Source organism: Novosphingobium acidiphilum DSM 19966, assembly GCF_000429005.1.
GTDB lineage: Bacteria > Pseudomonadota > Alphaproteobacteria > Sphingomonadales > Sphingomonadaceae > Novosphingobium > Novosphingobium acidiphilum.
In genome coordinates this window covers 1-19,048 of sequence record NZ_AUBA01000027.1, presented here as the reverse complement: position 1 = coordinate 19,048, position 19,048 = coordinate 1, and the positions used below count along the sequence as shown (strand labels likewise).

General features: G+C 64.4%; 15 protein-coding genes and 1 tRNA gene. 11 read left to right on the top strand and 5 right to left on the bottom strand.

Features of this window, described 5'->3' with window-relative positions; genetic code table 11:
- Positions 1-19: 19 nt before the first annotated feature.
- Complete coding sequence (locus G404_RS0116660) at positions 20-955, bottom strand: ribose-phosphate pyrophosphokinase (protein ID WP_028642073.1); 936 nt, start codon at positions 953-955, stop codon at positions 20-22.
- Between the two features lie 212 nt (positions 956-1,167).
- Between G404_RS0116660 and G404_RS0116655 the strand changes: the two genes are divergently transcribed.
- On the top strand, positions 1,168-2,835 hold the full coding sequence (locus G404_RS0116655) for an NAD+ synthase (RefSeq protein ID WP_028642072.1): 1,668 nt from the start codon (positions 1,168-1,170) through the stop codon (positions 2,833-2,835).
- 82 nt (positions 2,836-2,917) lie between these two features.
- On the top strand, positions 2,918-4,675 hold the full coding sequence (locus G404_RS0116650) for a DUF885 domain-containing protein (RefSeq protein WP_169719732.1): 1,758 nt from the start codon (positions 2,918-2,920) through the stop codon (positions 4,673-4,675).
- A 77-nt stretch (positions 4,676-4,752) separates the two neighbouring features.
- On the opposite strand, the gene G404_RS0116645 is transcribed toward G404_RS0116650, so the two are convergent.
- The gene (locus G404_RS0116645) at positions 4,753-6,360 is read right to left on the bottom strand and encodes a M20/M25/M40 family metallo-hydrolase (protein ID WP_156906354.1); all 1,608 of its coding nucleotides are present in this window, start codon (positions 6,358-6,360) and stop codon (positions 4,753-4,755) included.
- Positions 6,361-6,469: 109 nt separating this feature from the next.
- On the opposite strand from G404_RS0116645, the gene gltX reads away from it, so the two are divergent.
- Positions 6,470-7,798, top strand: a complete 1,329-nt coding sequence (gene gltX / locus G404_RS0116640) for a glutamate--tRNA ligase (RefSeq protein WP_028642069.1) — start codon at positions 6,470-6,472, stop codon at positions 7,796-7,798.
- Positions 7,799-7,841: 43 nt separating this feature from the next.
- Here gltX and G404_RS0116635 read toward each other — a convergent pair whose 3' ends face one another.
- Genes G404_RS0116635 through G404_RS0116625 form a run of 3 tightly spaced genes read right to left on the bottom strand, consistent with a single transcriptional unit; the run spans position 7,842 to position 12,918 of the window.
- A complete protein-coding gene (locus G404_RS0116635; protein ID WP_028642068.1) occupies positions 7,842-8,402 on the bottom strand; it encodes a YqgE/AlgH family protein in 561 nt (186 codons plus the stop codon).
- Between the two features lie 37 nt (positions 8,403-8,439).
- A complete protein-coding gene (locus G404_RS0116630; RefSeq protein WP_028642067.1) occupies positions 8,440-11,190 on the bottom strand; it encodes a [protein-PII] uridylyltransferase in 2,751 nt (916 codons plus the stop codon).
- An 18-nt stretch (positions 11,191-11,208) separates the two neighbouring features.
- On the bottom strand, positions 11,209-12,918 hold the full coding sequence (locus G404_RS0116625; RefSeq protein ID WP_028642066.1) for a class I adenylate-forming enzyme family protein: 1,710 nt from the start codon (positions 12,916-12,918) through the stop codon (positions 11,209-11,211).
- 251 nt (positions 12,919-13,169) lie between these two features.
- On the opposite strand from G404_RS0116625, the gene lgt reads away from it, so the two are divergent.
- The 8 genes from lgt to G404_RS21030 all read left to right on the top strand — a co-directional run.
- The gene (gene lgt / locus G404_RS0116620; protein WP_028642065.1) at positions 13,170-14,048 is read left to right on the top strand and encodes a prolipoprotein diacylglyceryl transferase; all 879 of its coding nucleotides are present in this window, start codon (positions 13,170-13,172) and stop codon (positions 14,046-14,048) included.
- 7 nt (positions 14,049-14,055) lie between these two features.
- The gene (locus tag G404_RS0116615; RefSeq protein ID WP_036521867.1) at positions 14,056-15,093 is read left to right on the top strand and encodes a class I SAM-dependent methyltransferase; all 1,038 of its coding nucleotides are present in this window, start codon (positions 14,056-14,058) and stop codon (positions 15,091-15,093) included.
- Between the two features lie 269 nt (positions 15,094-15,362).
- A complete protein-coding gene (gene petA, locus G404_RS0116610) occupies positions 15,363-15,941 on the top strand; it encodes a ubiquinol-cytochrome c reductase iron-sulfur subunit (protein ID WP_051280904.1) in 579 nt (192 codons plus the stop codon).
- Positions 15,942-15,953: 12 nt separating this feature from the next.
- On the top strand, positions 15,954-17,219 hold the full coding sequence (locus G404_RS0116605; protein WP_028642062.1) for a cytochrome b: 1,266 nt from the start codon (positions 15,954-15,956) through the stop codon (positions 17,217-17,219).
- Positions 17,220-17,250: 31 nt separating this feature from the next.
- Positions 17,251-18,066, top strand: coding sequence for a cytochrome c1 (locus tag G404_RS0116600; protein ID WP_028642061.1), 816 nt, complete (start codon positions 17,251-17,253; stop codon positions 18,064-18,066).
- Between the two features lie 75 nt (positions 18,067-18,141).
- The gene (locus G404_RS0116595; protein ID WP_028642060.1) at positions 18,142-18,678 is read left to right on the top strand and encodes an adenine phosphoribosyltransferase; all 537 of its coding nucleotides are present in this window, start codon (positions 18,142-18,144) and stop codon (positions 18,676-18,678) included.
- A gap of 39 nt (positions 18,679-18,717) precedes the next feature.
- A tRNA-Gly gene (locus G404_RS0116590) sits at positions 18,718-18,791 on the top strand.
- A 5-nt stretch (positions 18,792-18,796) separates the two neighbouring features.
- A partial coding sequence (locus G404_RS21030; RefSeq protein WP_425411656.1) for a DUF6538 domain-containing protein occupies positions 18,797-19,048 on the top strand: 252 nt, incomplete at its 3' end.

Here is a 19,048-nt window from a genome sequence, read left to right as displayed (position 1 = left end):
CCCTCAGGACGCGCAAATTCTAGTCGAACAGCGAGCTGACCGAGCTTTCGTCCGCGATGCGGCGCACCGCTTCGCCGATCAGCGGGGCGATCGTCAGCAGGCGGATGCGGTCGCAATTGCGTGTCGCTTCGGTGGGCAGGATCGAATCGGTGATGACCAGTTCCTTCAGCGCCGAATTGCCGACACGTGCCACCGCGCCGCCCGACAGCACGCCATGGGTGATATAGGCGGCCACGCCGGCCGCGCCTGCGTCCATCAGCGCCTGCGCCGCGTTGCACAAGGTACCGCCCGAATCGATGATATCATCGATCAGGATGCACATCCGGCCGCGGACTTCGCCGATGATATTCATGACTTCGGACTGGCCCGGGCGATCGCGCCGTTTGTCGACGATGGCCAGCGGCGCGTTGTCCAGCCGTTTGGCCAGCGCGCGGGCGCGCACCACGCCGCCAACGTCGGGCGAAACCACCATCAGCCCTTCGCCGCCATAGCGTGTCTGGATATCGGCGGCCATGACCGGTGCTGCAAACAGGTTGTCGGTGGGGATGTCGAAGAAACCCTGGATCTGCCCGGCGTGCAGATCGACCGCCAGGACGCGGTCGGCCCCTGCCGTGGTGATCAGATTGGCGACCAGTTTGGCCGAGATCGGCGTGCGCGGCCCGGGTTTGCGGTCCTGCCGGGCATAGCCGAAATAGGGCACCACCGCGGTGATCCGCCTGGCCGAGGCACGGCGCAGCGCATCGATGCAGATCAGCAGTTCGAGCAGGTTGTCGTTGGCGGGAAAGCTGGTCGACTGCACGATGAACACGTCTTCGCCGCGAACGTTTTCGTGGATTTCGACGAACACTTCCTCGTCGGCAAAGCGCCGCACCGATGCCTCGGTCAGGGGCAGTTCGAGATAGGCCGCAATGGCCCGCGCGAGCGGCAGATTGCCGTTGCCCGACATGATCTTCATGGGTTGCTTCGCTTTCGTCCCTAGCTGACCGGTCTTTGTTCCACCCTGTTGCCGGGTGTTGCAGCCGCACCATGGCCCGCAAAGTGGCGAATCAAGGAGCGGCCTGTTCGCCGCGGCCTTAACCCATGATGACAGCTTTGCAACACAGGCGGGACCACCCAGCGGTGGACAGCGCTTGATGCCGACCATATTTGCCGCGTAGGACATGCCCCATGGCAGACCGATTGATCATTACCCTCGCCCAGTTGAACCAGAATGTCGGTGATCTTGCCGCAAACGCCGCCTCGGTGCGCCGCGTGCGGGCCCAGGCAATGGACAGCGATCTGATCGTCTTTCCCGAAATGCACCTGGTCGGCTATCCCCCCGAGGATCTGATCCAGAAACCCGCGCTGATCGCGCGTGCCGCGCACGAACTCGAAGCCTTGGCGGCCGAAACCGGCGATGGCGGCCCGGCGCTGCTGGTGGGCAGCGTGTTCGTCCGCGATGGCGCGCTTCACAACGGGGTCGCGCTGCTCGAAGGCGGGCGGATCGCGGCGGTGCGGTTCAAGTACGAATTGCCCAATTACGGCACGTTTGATGAAAAGCGCTATTTTCTGCCCGGCCCGCTGCCCGAACCGGTGCTGTTCAAGGGGGTGATGCTGGGCCTGCCGATCTGCGAAGACATCTGGCATCCCGATGTCTGCCGCCATCTGGCCGGGCTGGGCGCGGAAATCTTCCTGTGCGTCAACGGCAGCCCCTATGAAATCGACAAGGACGTCTTGCGCATCGATGGTGTGGCCAAGCGCCGCGCGATCGATACCGGCATTCCGCTGGCCTATGTCAACCGCGTCGGCGGGCAGGATGAAGTGGTGTTCGACGGCGCCAGCTTTGTCGTCGGCCCCGAAGGCGCGCTGTGGATCCAGGCCCCCGATTGGGAAGAGGCGGTGATCCGTACCGAATGGAACCGGGTGCAAGTGGGCAGCAGCCACCGCTGGCGCTGTGGCCCCGGCGACGTGCACGACCTGGCCGAACATCCCGAAGACATCTATTGCGCGATGGTCCTGGCCTTGCGCGATTATGTGAACAAGAATCGCTTTCCCGGCGTCGTGCTGGGTCTGTCGGGCGGGATCGATTCGGCGATCACCGCTGCGATCGCGGTCGATGCGCTGGGCGCAGAACGGGTGTGGTGCGTGATGCTGCCCAGCCGCTATACCAGCGATGAAAGCCTGGAAGATGCCGCCGGCTGTGCCGCGATGCTCGGCACCAGGCTCGACACCATCCCGATCGAACCCGCAGTCACGGGTTTTTCCGAAATGCTGGCCCCGGTCTTTGCCGGGCGTACGCCCGACATCACCGAGGAGAACCTGCAATCGCGTATCCGCGGTACCACGCTGATGGCGCTGTCGAACAAGTTCGGGCCGATGTTGATCACCACCGGCAACAAGAGCGAAATGAGCGTGGGCTATGCCACGATCTATGGCGACATGAACGGCGGCTACAACCCGTTGAAGGACGCGTACAAGACCACGGTCTTTGCCATTTCCCAATGGCGCAACACCGCACGCCCCAAAATCGGCCTGGGCCCCGATGGCCCGGTCATGCCGCAGCGGATCATGACCAAGCCGCCAAGTGCCGAATTGCGCCCCGACCAGAAGGATTCGGATTCGCTGCCCGACTATGCAGTGCTCGATGCGATCCTCCATGACCTGATCGAACAGGAACGCAGCGTCGACCAGATCGTTGCCGAAGGGCAGGACCGCGCCACGGTCGAGCGCATCGAGCGCCTGCTCCACCTGGCCGAATACAAACGCCGCCAGGCGCCCCCCGGGGTGAAGCTTGGCACGCGCAATTTCGGCCGTGACCGCCGCTATCCGATTACCCACGGGTTCAGAACCGCCTGACAATTCCGGAGACACGCCCATGCGTTCGATACGACCAACTTTGTTTGCCATCGGCCTGTTGTGCGGCGCGGCCCCCCTGCCCGTGATCGCCGCCCCGGCGGCACAAGTGCAGGCAGACGACGATGCGCGGCTGACCGCGTTTCTCGATGCCGAATTCGCCACCGAACTGACGATGCGGCCGCAGCTGGCCACGCGGCTGGGGCTGAAGGCGGGCGAAGACCGGCTGGACGATATCAGCGACGCCGCGATGCTGGCCCGGCTGGAATGGCGCCGCGGCAGCGTTGCACGGATGAAGGCCGCGTTTGACCCTGCGCGCTTGTCCGCGCGCGCGCGCGCCAACTACGCCATCTGGGCGCTGGAGCTTGACCGGGCGGAACTGCAATATGCGTTTCGGCGCTATCAGCCGCCGTTCTATTCGTTCCTCTATTCGACCCACGCGGCATTGCCCGATTTTCTGATCAACACCCACCGGGTGGCCGATGTCGACGACATGAAGGGGTATATCGCGCGGCTGCGCGCGATGCCCGGCGTGCTCGACACCGCAATCGCGCAGACCCGGCTGTCGGCGGCACAAGGCATCGTCGCACCCAAATTCGAAGTGGAACGCGTGATCGCAGGGTCGCGCAGCCTGATCACCGGTGCGCCGTTCGACAGCGCGGCCGATTCACCGCTGTGGGCCGACGCGCAGGCAAAGATCGCGCAGCTGCAGACTGCCGGAAAAGTCGATGCCGCCACCGCCGATGGCCTGCGCGGTGAAGCCCGCGCCGCGATTGCCGCGCTGGCCGCGCCGTACACCCGCATCATCGCCTGGGGGCAGGACCAGTTGCCCACCGCGCCATCGGGCGTGGTCGGCGCGGGGTCCTTGCCCAACGGCGCCGCGTGGTATGCCGCAGCATTGAAACTGAACACCACCACCGATCTTGATGCCGCCACGATCCACCAGACCGGCCTGGCCGAAGTGGCGCGCATCCTGGCCGAGGAAAACGCGCTGGCGCGTCAGGCCGGATTTGCCGACGAAGCCGCGATGCACGCGCATCTTGACCAGATCGATCCACCGGTGCCGTGGACCGATGCGCGCCGCGCCGCGCGCCTGGCGCGCGCCAATGCCATCGTCAACGCCAACCGCACCAGGCTGGCGGACTTTTTCGGCAATCGGCCCGCCTATGGCACCGAAGTGATCCGCGAACCCGCGTTCAGCGAAGTGGCCGGCGGTGCGGCGCATGCCAGCTTTGCCAGCCCCGACGGCAAACGCCCGGGCCGGGTGTTTCTGCACATGCTGGGCACCACCGACAGCGAAGCGGCGCTGGCCGATCTGATGTGCCACGAAGGCATTCCCGGCCATCTGTTGCAGGGCGACATCCAGGTGCGCCAGACCGGCACGCCGATGTTTCGCAAGGGCTATGGCTATGTCGCGTTCAGCGAAGGCTGGGCGCTTTACGCCGAAGAACTGTGCCACGAAATGGGGGTCTATCCCGATGCCGCGTCCGAGCTGAAACGGCTGGACGGCGAACTGTTCCGGGCGGCGCGGCTGGTGGTAGACACCGGCCTGCATGCGCAAGGCTGGTCCGAGGACAAGGCCGTGGCCTACATGATCGCCAACGGCCACGAACCGCCCGAGGGCGCGCGATCCGAAGTGCGCCGCTATATCACGCTGCCGGGCCAGGCCACCGGTTACAAGATCGGCATGATCCGGATCATGGCGCTGCGGCAAAAGGCCAGGGATGCGCTGGGCGCGAAATTCGACATGCGCGGGTTCAATGATCTGGTGGTCGGCAGCGGATCGGTGCCGCTGGCGGTGCTGGATCAACAGGTCGACGCGTGGATTGCATCGCGGCGCTAGACCAGGCCACCCCCCACGCGCACCGCAGATCGCCCTGTCTGCCTTGCGCGCGGGGCGATCCGCGCGGCTGTTGGTGATCAGTCGTCCGGGTCGGCCACCTTGAACGGGTCGGTCGGGACCGGCTGCGCGGGCAGCGGCTGGCGCGGCAGTTCCTTGTCGCTGGTCGCCGCCTGCCACAGCACGCCGGCCCACACCACGCTGATCTGGCGCATGTCGTCGGCGCGCATGTGGTCGAGCGTGTCGAGCGTGGAATGGTGGACGCGGGTTTCGTAATCGAGCGGATCCTGGATGAACTGGTACCCCGGCAGGCCGACCGCCTGGTACTTTTCATGATCGGTGCCATGGGTCCTGCTGGCGACCAGCGCACCGGCGCCCATCGACTTGAATGGCGCCAGCCATTCGCCGAGCAGGCCGTTCACCCCGGCATTGCCCTCGGTATAGATCCCGCGCACTTTGCCCGATCCGTTGTCGACGTTGAAATAGGCTTTCAGCGTGCCGTATTCGGGCTTGGGCGTGATCGGAAAGGCCTTGGTCCACGCATCTTCGGCCATAAATCCCACCAGCTTGGGATCGACCGGGCGCGATGCGAAATGCTGGCTGACATAGGCCAGGCTGCCCAGTTCGCCCTGTTCCTCGCCGCTCCACAGCGCGATGCGGATGGTGCGGCGCGGCTTGGTGCCCAATTTCTGGATCAGGCGTGCCGCCTCGATCAGCGCGACCGAGCCGGCGCCATTGTCGCTGGCGCCGTCGCCCGCGATCCAGCTGTCGAAATGCGCGCCGGCCATGATCACCCCGGCCTTGGGGTCGGTGCCCGGAATTTCGGCAATGATGTTGGTGGCATACAGATTCTTGTCGTCATAGCGCGCGGCCACCGCCACGCTCAATTGCGGGGCCGGGCCGGTAGCCGCCAGCCGCACCAGCCGGCGATAATCCTCTTGCGCCATCTGCACCGTGGGCAGCGCCAGGGTATGGCCCGGCTGATAGGCATAGCCTTCGCCCGACACCAGCTTGCCATCGCGATAGGCCTTGGTCACGATTGCCACGGCACCTTCGGCTTTGGCAAAGGCCGCCAGGCGCTCGGCAAAGGGCAGGACTTTGAGCCAGCGCGGTTTTTTCAGCGGGTCGAAATTGGGCGCGTCATAGTGATCGAGTTCGGCAATGTCCTTGTCCGAATACCGCTGAAACAGCCCCTCTTTGCTTTCGCTGGTTTCCCCCGGCATCGATACCAGCACGATCTTGCCCGCCAGTTTGCCCTTCCACTGTGCCAGATGTTCGTCCTTCGACATCGGCGCGACGATCACCGGTGCGGTCAGTGTACCTTCGGTCGGCGGCGACCATGCCACCGGGATCACGGTCAGCGGCAGCCTGCGCGGGGTGACCATGCTGACGGCATAGCTGTCGAGATTCCAGCCCAGGCCGAAATAGAACGGTTCTTCGTGGACATTGGCCAGACCATAGCTTTTGAGCAGCGCGATCGCCCATTTCTGCGCCTTTTGCTGGTTTTCCGAATGAGTCAGGCGCGCCCCGATACCATCGAACAGCGCCGACGCATTGGTCATCACTTCGCTGCGCTGCAGGCCTTCGTCGATGATCCTGGCGATCGCCGGGTCCGCGCCGGGTTCGGCCTGCGCGGGCAGCGCCACGGCAAGGGCAAGCATCGAGCAGGCAAGGGCGCGCAATGACATCGTTTCCAGCTTTCGCAAAAAGGTTCCGGTTGCAACCAGACTACACATGCACGCGCCCCACGCAACACCCCCACTGGCGCACGATCATCAAGCCGCTATAGCACCGGGCATGACTGTCGTGACCCGCTTTGCCCCTTCGCCCACCGGCCGCCTGCATGTCGGCAACATCCGCACCGCGCTGCACAACTGGCTGCTGGCGCGCCGCAACGCGGGCAAATTCCTGCTGCGCATCGATGACACCGATGCCGCGCGCAGCCGCGAAGAGCATGTCGTGGCGATCCGCGCCGATCTGGCCTGGCTGGGGCTGCATCCCGATGCCGAGGAACGTCAGTCGGCGCGCTTTGCCGTATACCAGTCGGCAATGGACCGCCTGATTGCGGCAGGCCGCGTCTATCGCTGCTATGAAACGCAAGCCGAACTCGACCTGCGGCGCAAGGTGCTGTTGTCGCGCGGGTTGCCGCCGATTTATGACCGGGCCGCGCTGGCCCTGACCGAGGCCGATCATGCCGCGCGCGCGGCCGCTGGCGATGCACCGCACTGGCGGTTTCTGCTCGATCACGACACGCCGATCGCGTGGGATGACGCGATCCGCGGTGCGCAGCACTTCGACTCGCGCCAGATGTCCGATCCGGTGGTGCGCCGTGCCGATGGGTCATGGCTTTACATGCTGCCCAGCGTGATCGACGATATCGACATGGGCGTGACCGACGTGCTGCGCGGCGAAGATCACGTGTCGAACACCGCCACCCAGGTGCAGATGTTCACTGCACTGGGCGCGCCAGTGCCGAAATTTGCCCATGCCGCGCTGCTGACCGGCGCAGAGGGCAAGCTGTCGAAACGGCTGGGCGCGCTGGGCATGGCCGATCTGCGCGAGGCGGGGATAGAGCCCGAAGCCATCGTGGCGCTGCTGGCCCGGCTGGGCACGGCTGACCCGGTCGATGCCACACTTGATGCAGGCCAGCTGGCCGCCGCGTTCGACCTGTCGCGCTTTGGCCGTGCGCCTGCGCGGTTCGACGACGCCGAGCTCGAACGGATCAGCGCCGGGGTGATCCATCGCCTGGCCTTTGCGCGCGTCGCCGACCGCCTGCCTGCCGGGATGGATCAGGCAACCTGGCTGGCGATCCGCCCCAATCTGACGCGCGTGGCCGAGGCTGCCGACTGGTGGCAAGTGATCAAGGGGCCGATCACGGCGCCCGATTGCGATGCTGAAACCCGCGAATTTCTGACGGCAGCTGCGGCCCTCGCCGCCACGCTTGACTGGGCCGCCGACCCGTGGACCGCGCTGACCACCGCGCTGAAGGAAACCACCGGCCGCAAGGGCAAAATGCTGTTCATGCCGCTGCGCCAGGCGTTGACCGGGCTGGACCACGGGCCCGACATGAAGGCACTGCTGCCGCTGATCGGGCGCGACGAGGCGCTGGCGCGGCTGCAGCGATAACGACACCGCGGCACGCATGGGTTCCGGACCGTGCGCCCGACGCTCAGGCGCGTCCGGTCGCCGCCACCAGATGCGCCGGATCGATCCCTTCGGCCTGCCACGTGGTGCGCCAGCGCGCTGCGACGGGCGTGTCGAACAGGATCGCGGCGCGGCCCGCGGCGGCATGCCAGCCGTGCTGGCGCATTTCGCCGTCCAGCTGGCCCGCGCCCCATCCGGCATAGCCCAGTGCGACCACCCAGTGTGCGGGGCCCCGCGCCTCGGCAATCGCGCGCAGCACTTCGAGCGAGGCCGACAGGTTCCATTCGTCTGAAACCGGCAAAGTGCCCGGTCCGGCCCATTCGGGGCTGTGCAGGACAAATCCGCGTTGCGGTTCGACCGGCCCACCCGCATGGATCGGTGCATCGGGCACCGTGCCCCGATCGATGCCGACATCGTCAAGCAATCCGTGCAACGTAACGCCCGGCAGAATTGCCCCCACGCCGATGCCCAGCGCGCCATTGGCGTCATGCACGCACATTGCGATCACCGCATGATCGAACCGCGCATCGCCCATGCCCGGCATCGCCAGCAGAATCGATCCCGACAGATACCGCGCCTCGGTCATTGCGCGATGGTACCCATGGTCAGCGGCATTGCAAATGTCACGCAGCGGCCTTGATCGTGCTGTCGCCGGCCGCCTCGATCAGCCGGCGTTCGATCGCGCGCAGCCGCACCTCTTCGGTCACTTTGCTGCCCAGCACATCGGTCACATAGAACGTGTCGACCGCGCGTTCGCCATACGTCGCGATATGCGCCGAATGAACGATCAGCTGCGCCTCGAACAGCGCGCGGGCCAGCCGGCTGAGCAGTGCCGGGCGATCGAGCGCACCGACCTCGATCACGGTAAACCGGTCGGACGCGGCGTTGTCGAAAATCGCGATCGGATGCACTTCGAACGCTTCGGCACGGGGCCTGGCCAGCGGGCGCGCGGCCAGCCTGGGCGACAGCTGGACCTTGTTGGCCAGGGCATCGGCAATCGCGGTTTTCAGCCGGGCGATCTGGCTGTCCTCGTTCAATGGCCGGCCCAGCGGATCCTGCACCAGGAAATTGTCGACCGCCACGCCGTTGCGCGCGGTGTGAATGCGCGCATCGATGATATTGCCGCCTGCCAGATGGATGCCGCCGGCAATGCGGTAGAACAGCCCCGGGTGGTCGGCGGCGATCACCGTCACCAGTGTCGCGCCGCGCGCGGAATAATACCGCGCCTCGACCGACAGCGGTTCATCCAGCGCAATATCCAACTGTTGCAGGTTCATCGCGATGATGTCTTCGGGTTCGGCAATCCAGTAGGCGTCGATCAACTGCCGCCCGACCGTACCGATCAGCGCATCGCGCTCTTTCAGGATCGTGGCGACCGCGCGCTTTTTGGCGGCGATGCGTTCGGCGCGGCCATATTGCTTGTGCCCCAGACGCAGCATTTCGTGCGCGGCAATGTACAGATCGCCCAGCAATTGCCGTTTCCACGAATTCCAGATGCCGGGGCCAACCGCGCGGATATCGACAATCGTCAAGACCAGCAGCAGCCGCAGCCGTTCGACGCTTTGCACTTGTCCTGCAAAATCGGCGATGGTCTTGTAATCGGCCAGATCGCGCTTGAACGCGGTCGCGCTCATCAGCAGATGCCAACGCACCAGCCAGGCGACCATTTCGGTTTCCGCCGGGCTCAATCCCAGACGCGGGCACAGCTTCATCGCGACCTCGGCGCCCAGCACCGAATGATCGCCGCGGCGCCCTTTGGCGATGTCGTGCAGCAACGTGGCGACATAAAGCACCCGGCGCGACACGATCTGGCCCATCACCGATGTCGCCAGCGGGTGCAGATCGCGTTCATCGCCACGTTCGATCCGCGCCAGCAGGCCGATCGCGCGGATGGTATGTTCGTCCACCGTATAGTGGTGGTACATATCGAACTGCATCTGCGCGACCACACGCCCGAAATCCAGAATGAAGCGGCCGAACACGCCCGCCTCGCTCATCCAGCGCAACACCGTTTCAGGATCGCGGCGGCTGGTCAGGATATCCATGAACAGCTGGTTGGCACGCGGATCACGGCGCACCGCAGGATCGATCAGCCCGGCATCGCGATGCGCCTGGCGCATGGTTTCGGGATGGATTTCCATGCCTTCGCGGTCGGCCACATGGAACAGTTCGATCAGGCGGACCGGGTCTTTTGCAAAGAAGTCGTCGCTGTCCGCCGCCACTTTGTCGGCAATCACCGCAAAGGCACCGATCTTGCGCCCGGCGCGGCGCCGTGCGCGCAACTTGGCAAAAAAGCCCAGCCGCTGCGTCGCCCACTGGTCATCCAGCTGGGCCAGAAATACGCCGGTCAGCGATCCCACCTGCCGCGCGTGGAGAAAGAACATCTGCATGAAGCGTTCGACCGCGCTCTTGCCCGGCCGGTCGGCAAAATTCATCCGCAGCGCCACTTCGCGTTGCAGATCAAACGTCAGCCGGTCTTCGGGCCGGTTGGTGATCATGTGCAGGTGGCAGCGCACCGCCCAGAAAAAGTTTTCGGCCCGGCGGAACGCGCGGTATTCCAGCCCGGTCAACAAGCCGACGTCGACCAGTTCCGAAGGATCGCGCACCTTGTGGATATATTTGCCGATCCAGTACAGCGCGTGCAGATCGCGCAGGCCGCCCTTGCCCTCTTTCACATTGGGTTCGACGACATAGCGGCTGTCGCCCAGGCGTTTGTGCCGCTGGTTGCGTTCGGCCAGCTTCTGTTCGACAAATTGCCGCTCGGTGCCGGCGGCAACATCGACCCAGAACCGACGCTGCGCCTCTTCGTACAGGGGCCGGTCGCCCCACACATAGCGGCCTTCCAGCAGCGCGGTGCGGATCGTCACGTCGGCTTTGGCCTGGCGCACCACTTCATCGAGCGACCGGCTCGAATGGCCGACCTTCAGCCCCAGATCCCACAGGAAATACAAGATCGCCTCGATCACCTGTTCGCACCATGACGTCGGCTTGATCGGGGTGACAAAGGCAATGTCGACATCCGAATGCGGTGCCATTTCGCCCCGGCCATAGCCGCCCACGGCCACCACCGCGATGCGTTCACCCATCGATCGGTTGCGCGCAGGATAGACCTGCGCGACCACATGATCGTGGATCACCCGCACCAGCTGGTCGATCAGGAATGCCTGCCCTTGCGCGCATTCGGTGCCATGCGACGGCTGCAGTTCCAGCCGCCGCACCAGCTCGGCGCGCCCCGCGGCCAGGCTGGCGCGCAGCGCGTCGACAATCGCCGGGCGCGCCTTGTCGCGCCGCGCAGCGAACAGCGCTGCGATGTCATCGGCAAGCGTGCGCCGATCGATGATCGCGCGCTGGTTGGCAATCCGGGGAAGCATCATGCCCCCCTTATCGCATGTTCATTTTACAGTCTCTGCCCATTCGCGCTGGTATTTTTCGCGCAACGCCCGCTTATCAACCTTTTCGGTACCCAGGCGCGGCAGGGGCTCGGTCACGTGCCAGAATTGCGCGGGGATCTTGAACGGCGCGATATGTTCGGCCAGAAACGCGCGCAAGGCTTCGGCATCGAGCGCAACGCCGGGCTTGGCAAGGTAGACCGCCGCCGGGATTTCGCCATAAAGTTCGTGGGGCAGCCCGAACACGCTTGCCTCGGCGATGCCGGGATGGGCATAGATCGCGCTTTCCACCTCGATGCAGCTGATGTTTTCGCCGCCGCGGATAATGATGTCCTTTTTGCGATCGACGATGAACAGGTATCCATCGTCGTCGACATAGCCCAGGTCGCCGGTGCGGAAATAGCCGTCGGGCATGATCGCGGCGCGCGTGGCTTCGGGATTGTCCCAATAGCCCAGAAAATTGCACACGCTGCGGATCGACACTTCGCCGATCATGCCGTTGGCCAGCGGCTGTCCGTCATCGTCAAGGATCGCCAGATCGACCAGCGGCCGCGACGCGGTTCCGGTGCTGCCGGGCTTGGCCAGATAATTCTCGTTGAAATTGCCGCAGCCCACGCCGTTGGTCTCGGTCAGGCCATAGCCCAGGATCGGATAGGCATGGGGCAATTCGCGCCGGATCCGATCGACATGATCGACCGGGCGCGGCGCGCCGCCCGCGGCAAAGGTGACGCAGGTCGACAGGTCATACCGGTCGCGGTCGGGGTGGGTGGCGATTTCAAAGCTCATCAGCGGCACGCCGACGAAATAGGTCACGCGTTCGCGCGCGATCAGGTCCATCGCCATGCGCGCGTCCCACTTGGCCATGATCACCAGTTTGCGCGCAATCGCGAACGACTGCAACAGCACGGGCACTTCGCCGGTCACATGGAACAGCGGCACATTGACCAGCGCGCACGGCTGCGAATCCGCCGCCGGCGCTTCGCCGCGTTCGGTCATGATGCCCAGCACGGTCACGGTCTGCGCCACATAATTGAACGTGCCCTGCACCACGCCGCGATGGTCGGAATAGGCACCCTTCGACGCGCCGGTCGAACCCGAGGTGAACAGCACCGTGGCCAGATCGTCGCCGGTCAGATCGGGCAACGCGACTGTCGCATCACCGCCATTGGCCAACAGCGCGGCCAGGCCCTGGGCGGGCGCGCAATCGTGTTCGATCACCAGGACGTGCGCGCCATGGCTTTGCCCGGCCAGGCGTTCGGCGCGTTGCCGGTCTGCCAGCACCAGCCGGCATCCGACCAGATCGACACCATGCGCCAGTTCTGCGCCCGATGACCAGCCGTTGAGCAGCACCGCCACCCCGCCGGCCATCAGCACCGCCATATAGGCGACCACCCAGTTGGCCGAATTGCGCGCCGCAATGGCCACGCGGGTGCCGCGCTCTACGCCATGGCCGGCCACCAGCCCGCCCGCCAGCGTGCGCGCGGCAGCATAGGTCTGGGCAAAGGTCAGCCGCACCCCGGCGTCGACCAGGAATTCCTTGTCGCCATGCATCTGGCAGAAATAGCCGAAGTAATGCGCCAGGCTGGGCGGGGCGGCGGCAATCATCGGCAGGTCGCGGTCGAACTGGCGACGCGACGTCAGCGCCATCATGCCGCCGGGTGCCACAAGACCGTCCATCACGCGCGAAAGAGCAAGATCCAGTTCGGTCTTCATTGTCGACACCATCTCCAAAGGGGGCAAGTTCGTGCCATCCCCGTTGCGGGACGACAGCACTGCCCATTCTTGTTTTGCACGTTCACAGCACCCCGCCGCTGTGCCAGAAGGCCGCGCGTGAGATCTGCCGTCCGGACCCTTCAACAAAGGTCCCGATTCGAAACGTTTAAGGAGTTCGCCCCGTGCTGTCACTATCGGTCACAACACCTTGTGCGACCAGTTATATCGCCAGTGGCGTGCCCAACCTGCTGATGCTGCTGGGTGACGCTGCGGCATCCTTGGCTTCGGCGCATGCGCCGCTGCGTTTCGACCATCTCGGGCTTTCCCCGATCGCGCTCGATCTGGGATTTTTTACCATAAAATGGTACAGCCTTGCCTATCTGGCGGGGATCATCTTTGCCTATTGGCACCTCACGCGCGAATTGCGCCTGCCCGGCGCCCCGATGGCGCAGCGCCATGCCGAAGACCTGTTTTTCTATGCCACGCTGGGCGTCATTATTGGCGGTCGGCTGGGCTATGCGATCTTTTACAACACCGATCTGATCACGCATCCGCAGGATCTGGTCAAACTTTGGCAGGGCGGGATGAGCTTTCACGGCGGGCTGATCGGCACCACGCTGGCGATTGCCTGGGTATCGTGGCGCGGTCGGCTCGATTTCGTGCGGGTGTGCGATTATATCGCACCCTGCGTGCCGGTGGGGCTGTTCCTTGGCCGTTGCGCCAATTTCGTCAATGGCGAACTGTGGGGCCGCCCGGTAAACGGCTATGTGCCCTGGGCGATGGTGTTTCCCGGCGCCGGCCCGATCGCGCGCCACCCCAGCCAGCTGTACGAGGCCGGGCTTGAAGGGTTGGTCCTGGGCAGCGTGCTGATCGCGCTGTTCTGGCTGACCCGCGCGCGCTGGCGCCAGGGGCTGTTGATGGGCACGTTTGCCACCGGCTATGGTTGCGCGCGGTTCATCGTGGAATATTTCCGCGAACCCGATGCGCAATTGCAGGATTTTGCCCATGCCACCGGGTTGTCGATGGGCCAGTGGCTGACCCTGCCGATGATCGCCATCGGCCTGGCGCTGATCGTGCGCGCGCTGCGCCGGCCGCCGCTGGCCGTGACCGTGCAGTCGCTGCCTGCCTGACATCGTGATGGATCTGAAGGCGCGTTTCGCCCGACTGATCGCGGCCACCGGCCCGATCAGCGTGGCGCAGTTCATGGCCGAATCCAACGCACGGTATTACGACAGCCGCGATCCGCTGGGCAGCGCCGGGGATTTCACCACAGCACCCGAAATCAGCCAGATGTTCGGCGAACTGATCGGGCTGTGGCTGGCCGATCTGTGGGACCGTGCCGGACGGCCTGTCAGGGTCCACTATGTCGAACTGGGCCCCGGACGCGGCACGCTGGCCCGCGATGCCTTGCGCGCCGCACAGCGTTTCGGCCTGACCCCGCAGATCCATTTCGTCGAAGCCAGCAGCGCGCTGCGCAGCGTTCAGCGCGATCTGGTCGGCGATGCCGTGTGGCACGATGATCCCGGCAGCCTGCCCGACGATGCACCACTGCTGATCGTCGCCAACGAATTTCTCGATGCGCTGCCGGTGCGGCAGATGGTGCGCACCGCGGCCGGCTGGCGCGAACGCATGGTCGGGATCGATGGCGAACGGCTGGTGCCCATCGCCGGCCCCCGCCCGATGGATGCCGCCGTGCCGCCGCTGTTGGCCGATGCCGGCGAAGGCGCCATTATCGAAACCTGCCCGGCCGCCGCCGCGGTGGTCGACGATCTGGCGCGGCGCATCGCCGCACAGGGCGGCGCGGCGCTGATCATCGATTATGGCCGCACCGCCATGGCCCACGGCAGTTCGCTGCAGGCGCTGCGCGCGCATCGCAAGGTCGATCCGTTTGCATACCCCGGCCAGGCGGATCTGACCGCGCATGTCGATTTTTCGGTGCTGCCGGCGGTGGCGCAGGCGGCCGGCGCGCGCTGGATGGGCACCGTCGAACAGGGCGCGTTCCTGATCGCGCTGGGGCTGGGCGCGCGGGTCGATGCGCTGTGCCGCGCTGCCCCCGGCGAGGCACCGGCGATTCGCGCCGCCGCGCAACGGCTGGCCGCGCCGCAGGCGATGGGCACCCTGTTCAAGGTCATGGGCCTGGCCGCACCCGATTGGCCGTTGGGTGCAGGTTTTTGACCTCAGACCCCCATGCCGGCGCGCGATTGTACGCATCGCCCCCAAAGGACCAAAATGGCAGTTGGCAAAACCGCGCATTCGTGTCTATGACGCGCGCCTAATGGCGGGGTTTCGCGGTGATTGCCCTTGGGTGCATCACTGTCGGAGCCGCACATAAAATGGGGTATTCCACCACCTGGAATGCCTCATTCGGGGAGCACAAGAGATCATGCGACCGATCGCGTTCCGCAATGCGGCCGTGACCGGTCGGCATCAGGCAAGGACTATCAATGGCTGAGCTGCTTAAGGCTGAAGGGACGATCGACGCGCCTGCGGATGTGTCCCACGATGGTGTCAGGCGCCGCGATTTCATCAATATCGCCGCAGTCAGTTTCGCCGGGGTCGGCGGAATTGCCGTGCTGGTACCGCTGATTTCGCAAATGAGCGCATCGGCCGACGTCCTGGCCGAAAGTTCGACCGAAATCGATATTTCGGCGATCGGCGCGGGCCAGGCGATCAAGGCGATCTGGCGCAAACAGCCGGTGTTCGTCCGCAATCTGACCCCGGTGGAAATCGCCGAGGCGGACAAGGTCGATCCCAAGACGCTGCGCGATCCGCAAACGCTGGAACAGCGCACGATGCCGGGCAAGACCAACTGGCTGATCACCATGGGCGTATGCACCCACCTCGGCTGCGTGCCGCTGGGTGCCGGCCAGGGAGAGGTCAAAGGCGAATTCGGCGGCTATTTCTGCCCGTGCCACGGTTCGGTCTACGACACCGCCGCGCGCATCCGCAAAGGTCCGGCGCCCAAAAACCTTGAGGTGCCGCCCTACAAATTCACGTCCGACACTGTCGTGCAGATCGGCTAAGGATAACAGGCCATGAGCTTTCCCTGGGCTAATCAATACAAGCCAAAAAATCCCCTGATGGTCTATCTGGACCAAAAGCTGCCTTTGCCGCGCTTTGTCTACAACGCCATCGGCGGCGGCTATCCGGTGCCGCGCAACCTGAACTATGCGTGGAACTTCGGCGTGCTCGCCGGGTTCTGCCTGGTGCTGCAGATCGTCACCGGCGTCATCCTGGCCATGCATTATGCCGCCAATTCGATGATCGCCTTTGACAGCGTCGAACACATCATGCGCGATGTGAACTGGGGCTGGATGCTGCGGTATGCGCACGCCAACGGCGCCTCGGCGTTCTTTGTGGTGGTCTATATCCACATCTTCCGCGGGTTCTTCTATTCGTCGTACAAGGCGCCGCGCGAAATGATCTGGCTGCTGGGCGTGGTCATCTTCCTGCTGATGATGGCGACCGCGTTCATGGGCTATGTCCTGCCGTGGGGCCAGATGAGCTTCTGGGGCGCAAAGGTCATCACCGGCCTGTTCTCGGCCATCCCGCTGGTGGGTGAACCGCTGCAACAGTGGCTGCTGGGCGGGTTCGCACCCGACAATGCCGCGCTCAACCGGTTCTTCTCGCTGCACTTCCTGCTGCCGTTCGTGATCGCCGCGGTGATCATCCTGCACATCTGGGCGCTGCATATCCCGGGATCGTCAAACCCCACGGGCGTCGAGATCAAGACCGAATCCGACACCGTGCCGTTCCACCCGTATTACACGGCCAAGGACGGGTTCGGGCTGGGCGTGTTCCTGCTGATCTATTGCACGTTCGTGTTCTTCCTGCCCAACCAGCTGGGACACCCCGACAACTATATCCCCGCCAATGCCATGTCGACGCCCGCACACATCGTGCCCGAATGGTACTTCTGGCCGTTCTACGCGATCCTGCGCTCGTTCACGGTGGATTTCCTGTTCATCCCGGCAAAGCTGATGGGCGTGCTGGCCATGTTCTCGGCGATCCTGGTGTGGTTCTTCCTGCCCTGGCTGGATACCTCGCCCGTGCGTTCGGGCCACTACCGTCCGCTGTTCCGCAAGTTCTGGTATCTGCTGGTCATCGACACGCTGATCCTGGGCTACTGCGGCGGTTCGCCGGCGGAAACCAAGTACGTGCTGATCTCGCAGATCGCCGCTTCGTACTATTTCCTCCACTTCCTGGTCATCCTGCCCGTCGTCTCGTCGATCGAAAAGCCGCTTCCGCTGCCGTTCTCGATCACCGAAGCCGTGCTTGGCACCGATGCCGTGACCGCCTGAGCGGTTCGGAACAGAAAAGCGAGATACCGCCATGGTCCGCATCTTTGGCCCCCTGATCGGCCTGTTCTTCGCCGCTGCGCTCCTCTGGTCCTTCGGGGTCGGGGTGGCACAGCAATTGCGCGAGCCCGACCCCTCCACCGCGGTGAAGGATTTCCACAAGGACCCCAAGGAAGACATCAAGTTTTCCTTCGACGGCCCCTTCGGCACGTATGACAACCGTCAGCTGCAACGCGGCTTTCAGGTCTACAAGCAAGTGTGCAACAACTGCCACTCGCTCAAGCAGATCGCGTTCCGCAACCTTTCCGCGCTGGGCTACAAGCCTGCCGAGGTTAAGGCCATTGCCAAGGAATGGACCACCAAGGCCAAGACGTTTGACCAGAAAACCGGCGATGCCGGCGAACGCGTCAACACGCCTGCCGATCACATTCCGGCGGTCTATTACCCCGGCACCGGCAATCCGCCGGATCTGTCGCTGATCACCAAGGCGCGTCACGGCGGGGCGCACTATGTCTATTCGCTGCTGACCGGCTATTCCGATCAGCCCGCAGCGCTGCTCAAGAAGTATCCGGATTCCAAGACCCCGGATGGCCTGTACTACAACCCCTACTTCGCCAACCTGAACATCGCGATGCCGCCCCCGCTGGCCGACAACGCGGTAACCTATGGCGATGGCACCCCGGCCACGCTGGACCAGGAAGCCAAGGACGTGTCTGCGTTCCTGACCTGGACGGCCGAACCCGAAATGCAAAAGCGCAAACAGACCGGCTGGCCCGTGATCGGGTTCCTGCTGGCCGCAACCGCGCTTGCCTATCTGTCAAAGCGCAACATCTGGGCCGACAAGCACTGATCGCGCAACACCTGACAAAACGACCAAAGGCCACCGGCAACGGTGGCCTTTTTCGTTGACCAACGGATACCCACGATGACCCCAGACCAGATCAAGGCGCTGATCCGCACAGTGCCCGATTTTCCCGGCCCCGGCATACAGTTTCGCGATGTCACCACGCTGATCAGCCACGGCCCCGGCTTTGCCGCCACCACCGCCCACCTTGCCACCCGCGCGCAGGCCGCCGGCGCGCAGGCCATCGCCGGGATCGAGGCGCGCGGCTTTATCTTTGGCGCCGCCGTCGCCGCACACCTGGGCATCGGCTTTGTACCCGTGCGCAAACCCGGCAAGCTGCCCGTGCCCACCATCGGCATCGACTATGCGCTGGAATACGGCACCGACCGCTTGGAAATCGATCCCCAGGCCATCTCCTGCGGCCTGCGCACGATCGTGATCGACGATCTGATCGCCACCGGCGGCACCGCGCTTGCCGCCACCGCGCTGCTGCGCCAGGCCGGCGCCACGCTGACCCACGCGCTGTTCGTGATCGACCTGCCCGACCTGGGCGGCGCCCGGGCGCTGCGCGACAACGGCATCACCGTCGACGCATTGATCGCCTATCCCGGACATTGACGAACCCCCGCCAACCATGCCAAGGCGCATCCACTGCGGGCGGGTATAGCATAGTGGTAATGCACTAGCCTTCCAAGCTAGCTAGGCGGGTTCGATTCCCGCTACCCGCTCCAAGCATATGATTTTACACGATATTCCGTCAAATTCTGGCTTGTGTGACACAAAGCTGTTGCACAACGATGCTTCTGATTTTGATTTAAAGTATCGAAATCATTCAGGAAATCGTTCGAAACCCTGTGGCACAAACCTGACACACAATCGGAGTGTTAGGGGTCTTTGGCTTCGCGGCTCCGTCTACCAGTTTCGGGTTCGGGTTCCTGCCGATCTAGCAGGTGTGGTCGGACGGAATCATGTGAATCGGTCTCTGAAA

Coding starts and splice junctions, on each gene's coding strand:
- G404_RS0116660 (WP_028642073.1), bottom strand. CDS start 955: ATGAAGATCATGTCGGGCAACGGCAATCTGCCGCTCGCGCGGGCCATT.
- G404_RS0116655 (WP_028642072.1), top strand. CDS start 1,168: ATGGCAGACCGATTGATCATTACCCTCGCCCAGTTGAACCAGAATGTC.
- G404_RS0116645 (WP_156906354.1), bottom strand. CDS start 6,360: ATGTCATTGCGCGCCCTTGCCTGCTCGATGCTTGCCCTTGCCGTGGCG.
- gltX (WP_028642069.1), top strand. CDS start 6,470: ATGACTGTCGTGACCCGCTTTGCCCCTTCGCCCACCGGCCGCCTGCAT.
- G404_RS0116635 (WP_028642068.1), bottom strand. CDS start 8,402: ATGACCGAGGCGCGGTATCTGTCGGGATCGATTCTGCTGGCGATGCCG.
- G404_RS0116630 (WP_028642067.1), bottom strand. CDS start 11,190: ATGATGCTTCCCCGGATTGCCAACCAGCGCGCGATCATCGATCGGCGC.
- G404_RS0116625 (WP_028642066.1), bottom strand. CDS start 12,918: ATGAAGACCGAACTGGATCTTGCTCTTTCGCGCGTGATGGACGGTCTT.
- lgt (WP_028642065.1), top strand. CDS start 13,170: ATGCTGCTGGGTGACGCTGCGGCATCCTTGGCTTCGGCGCATGCGCCG.
- G404_RS0116615 (WP_036521867.1), top strand. CDS start 14,056: ATGGATCTGAAGGCGCGTTTCGCCCGACTGATCGCGGCCACCGGCCCG.
- petA (WP_051280904.1), top strand. CDS start 15,363: ATGGCTGAGCTGCTTAAGGCTGAAGGGACGATCGACGCGCCTGCGGAT.
- G404_RS0116605 (WP_028642062.1), top strand. CDS start 15,954: ATGAGCTTTCCCTGGGCTAATCAATACAAGCCAAAAAATCCCCTGATG.
- G404_RS0116600 (WP_028642061.1), top strand. CDS start 17,251: ATGGTCCGCATCTTTGGCCCCCTGATCGGCCTGTTCTTCGCCGCTGCG.
- G404_RS0116595 (WP_028642060.1), top strand. CDS start 18,142: ATGACCCCAGACCAGATCAAGGCGCTGATCCGCACAGTGCCCGATTTT.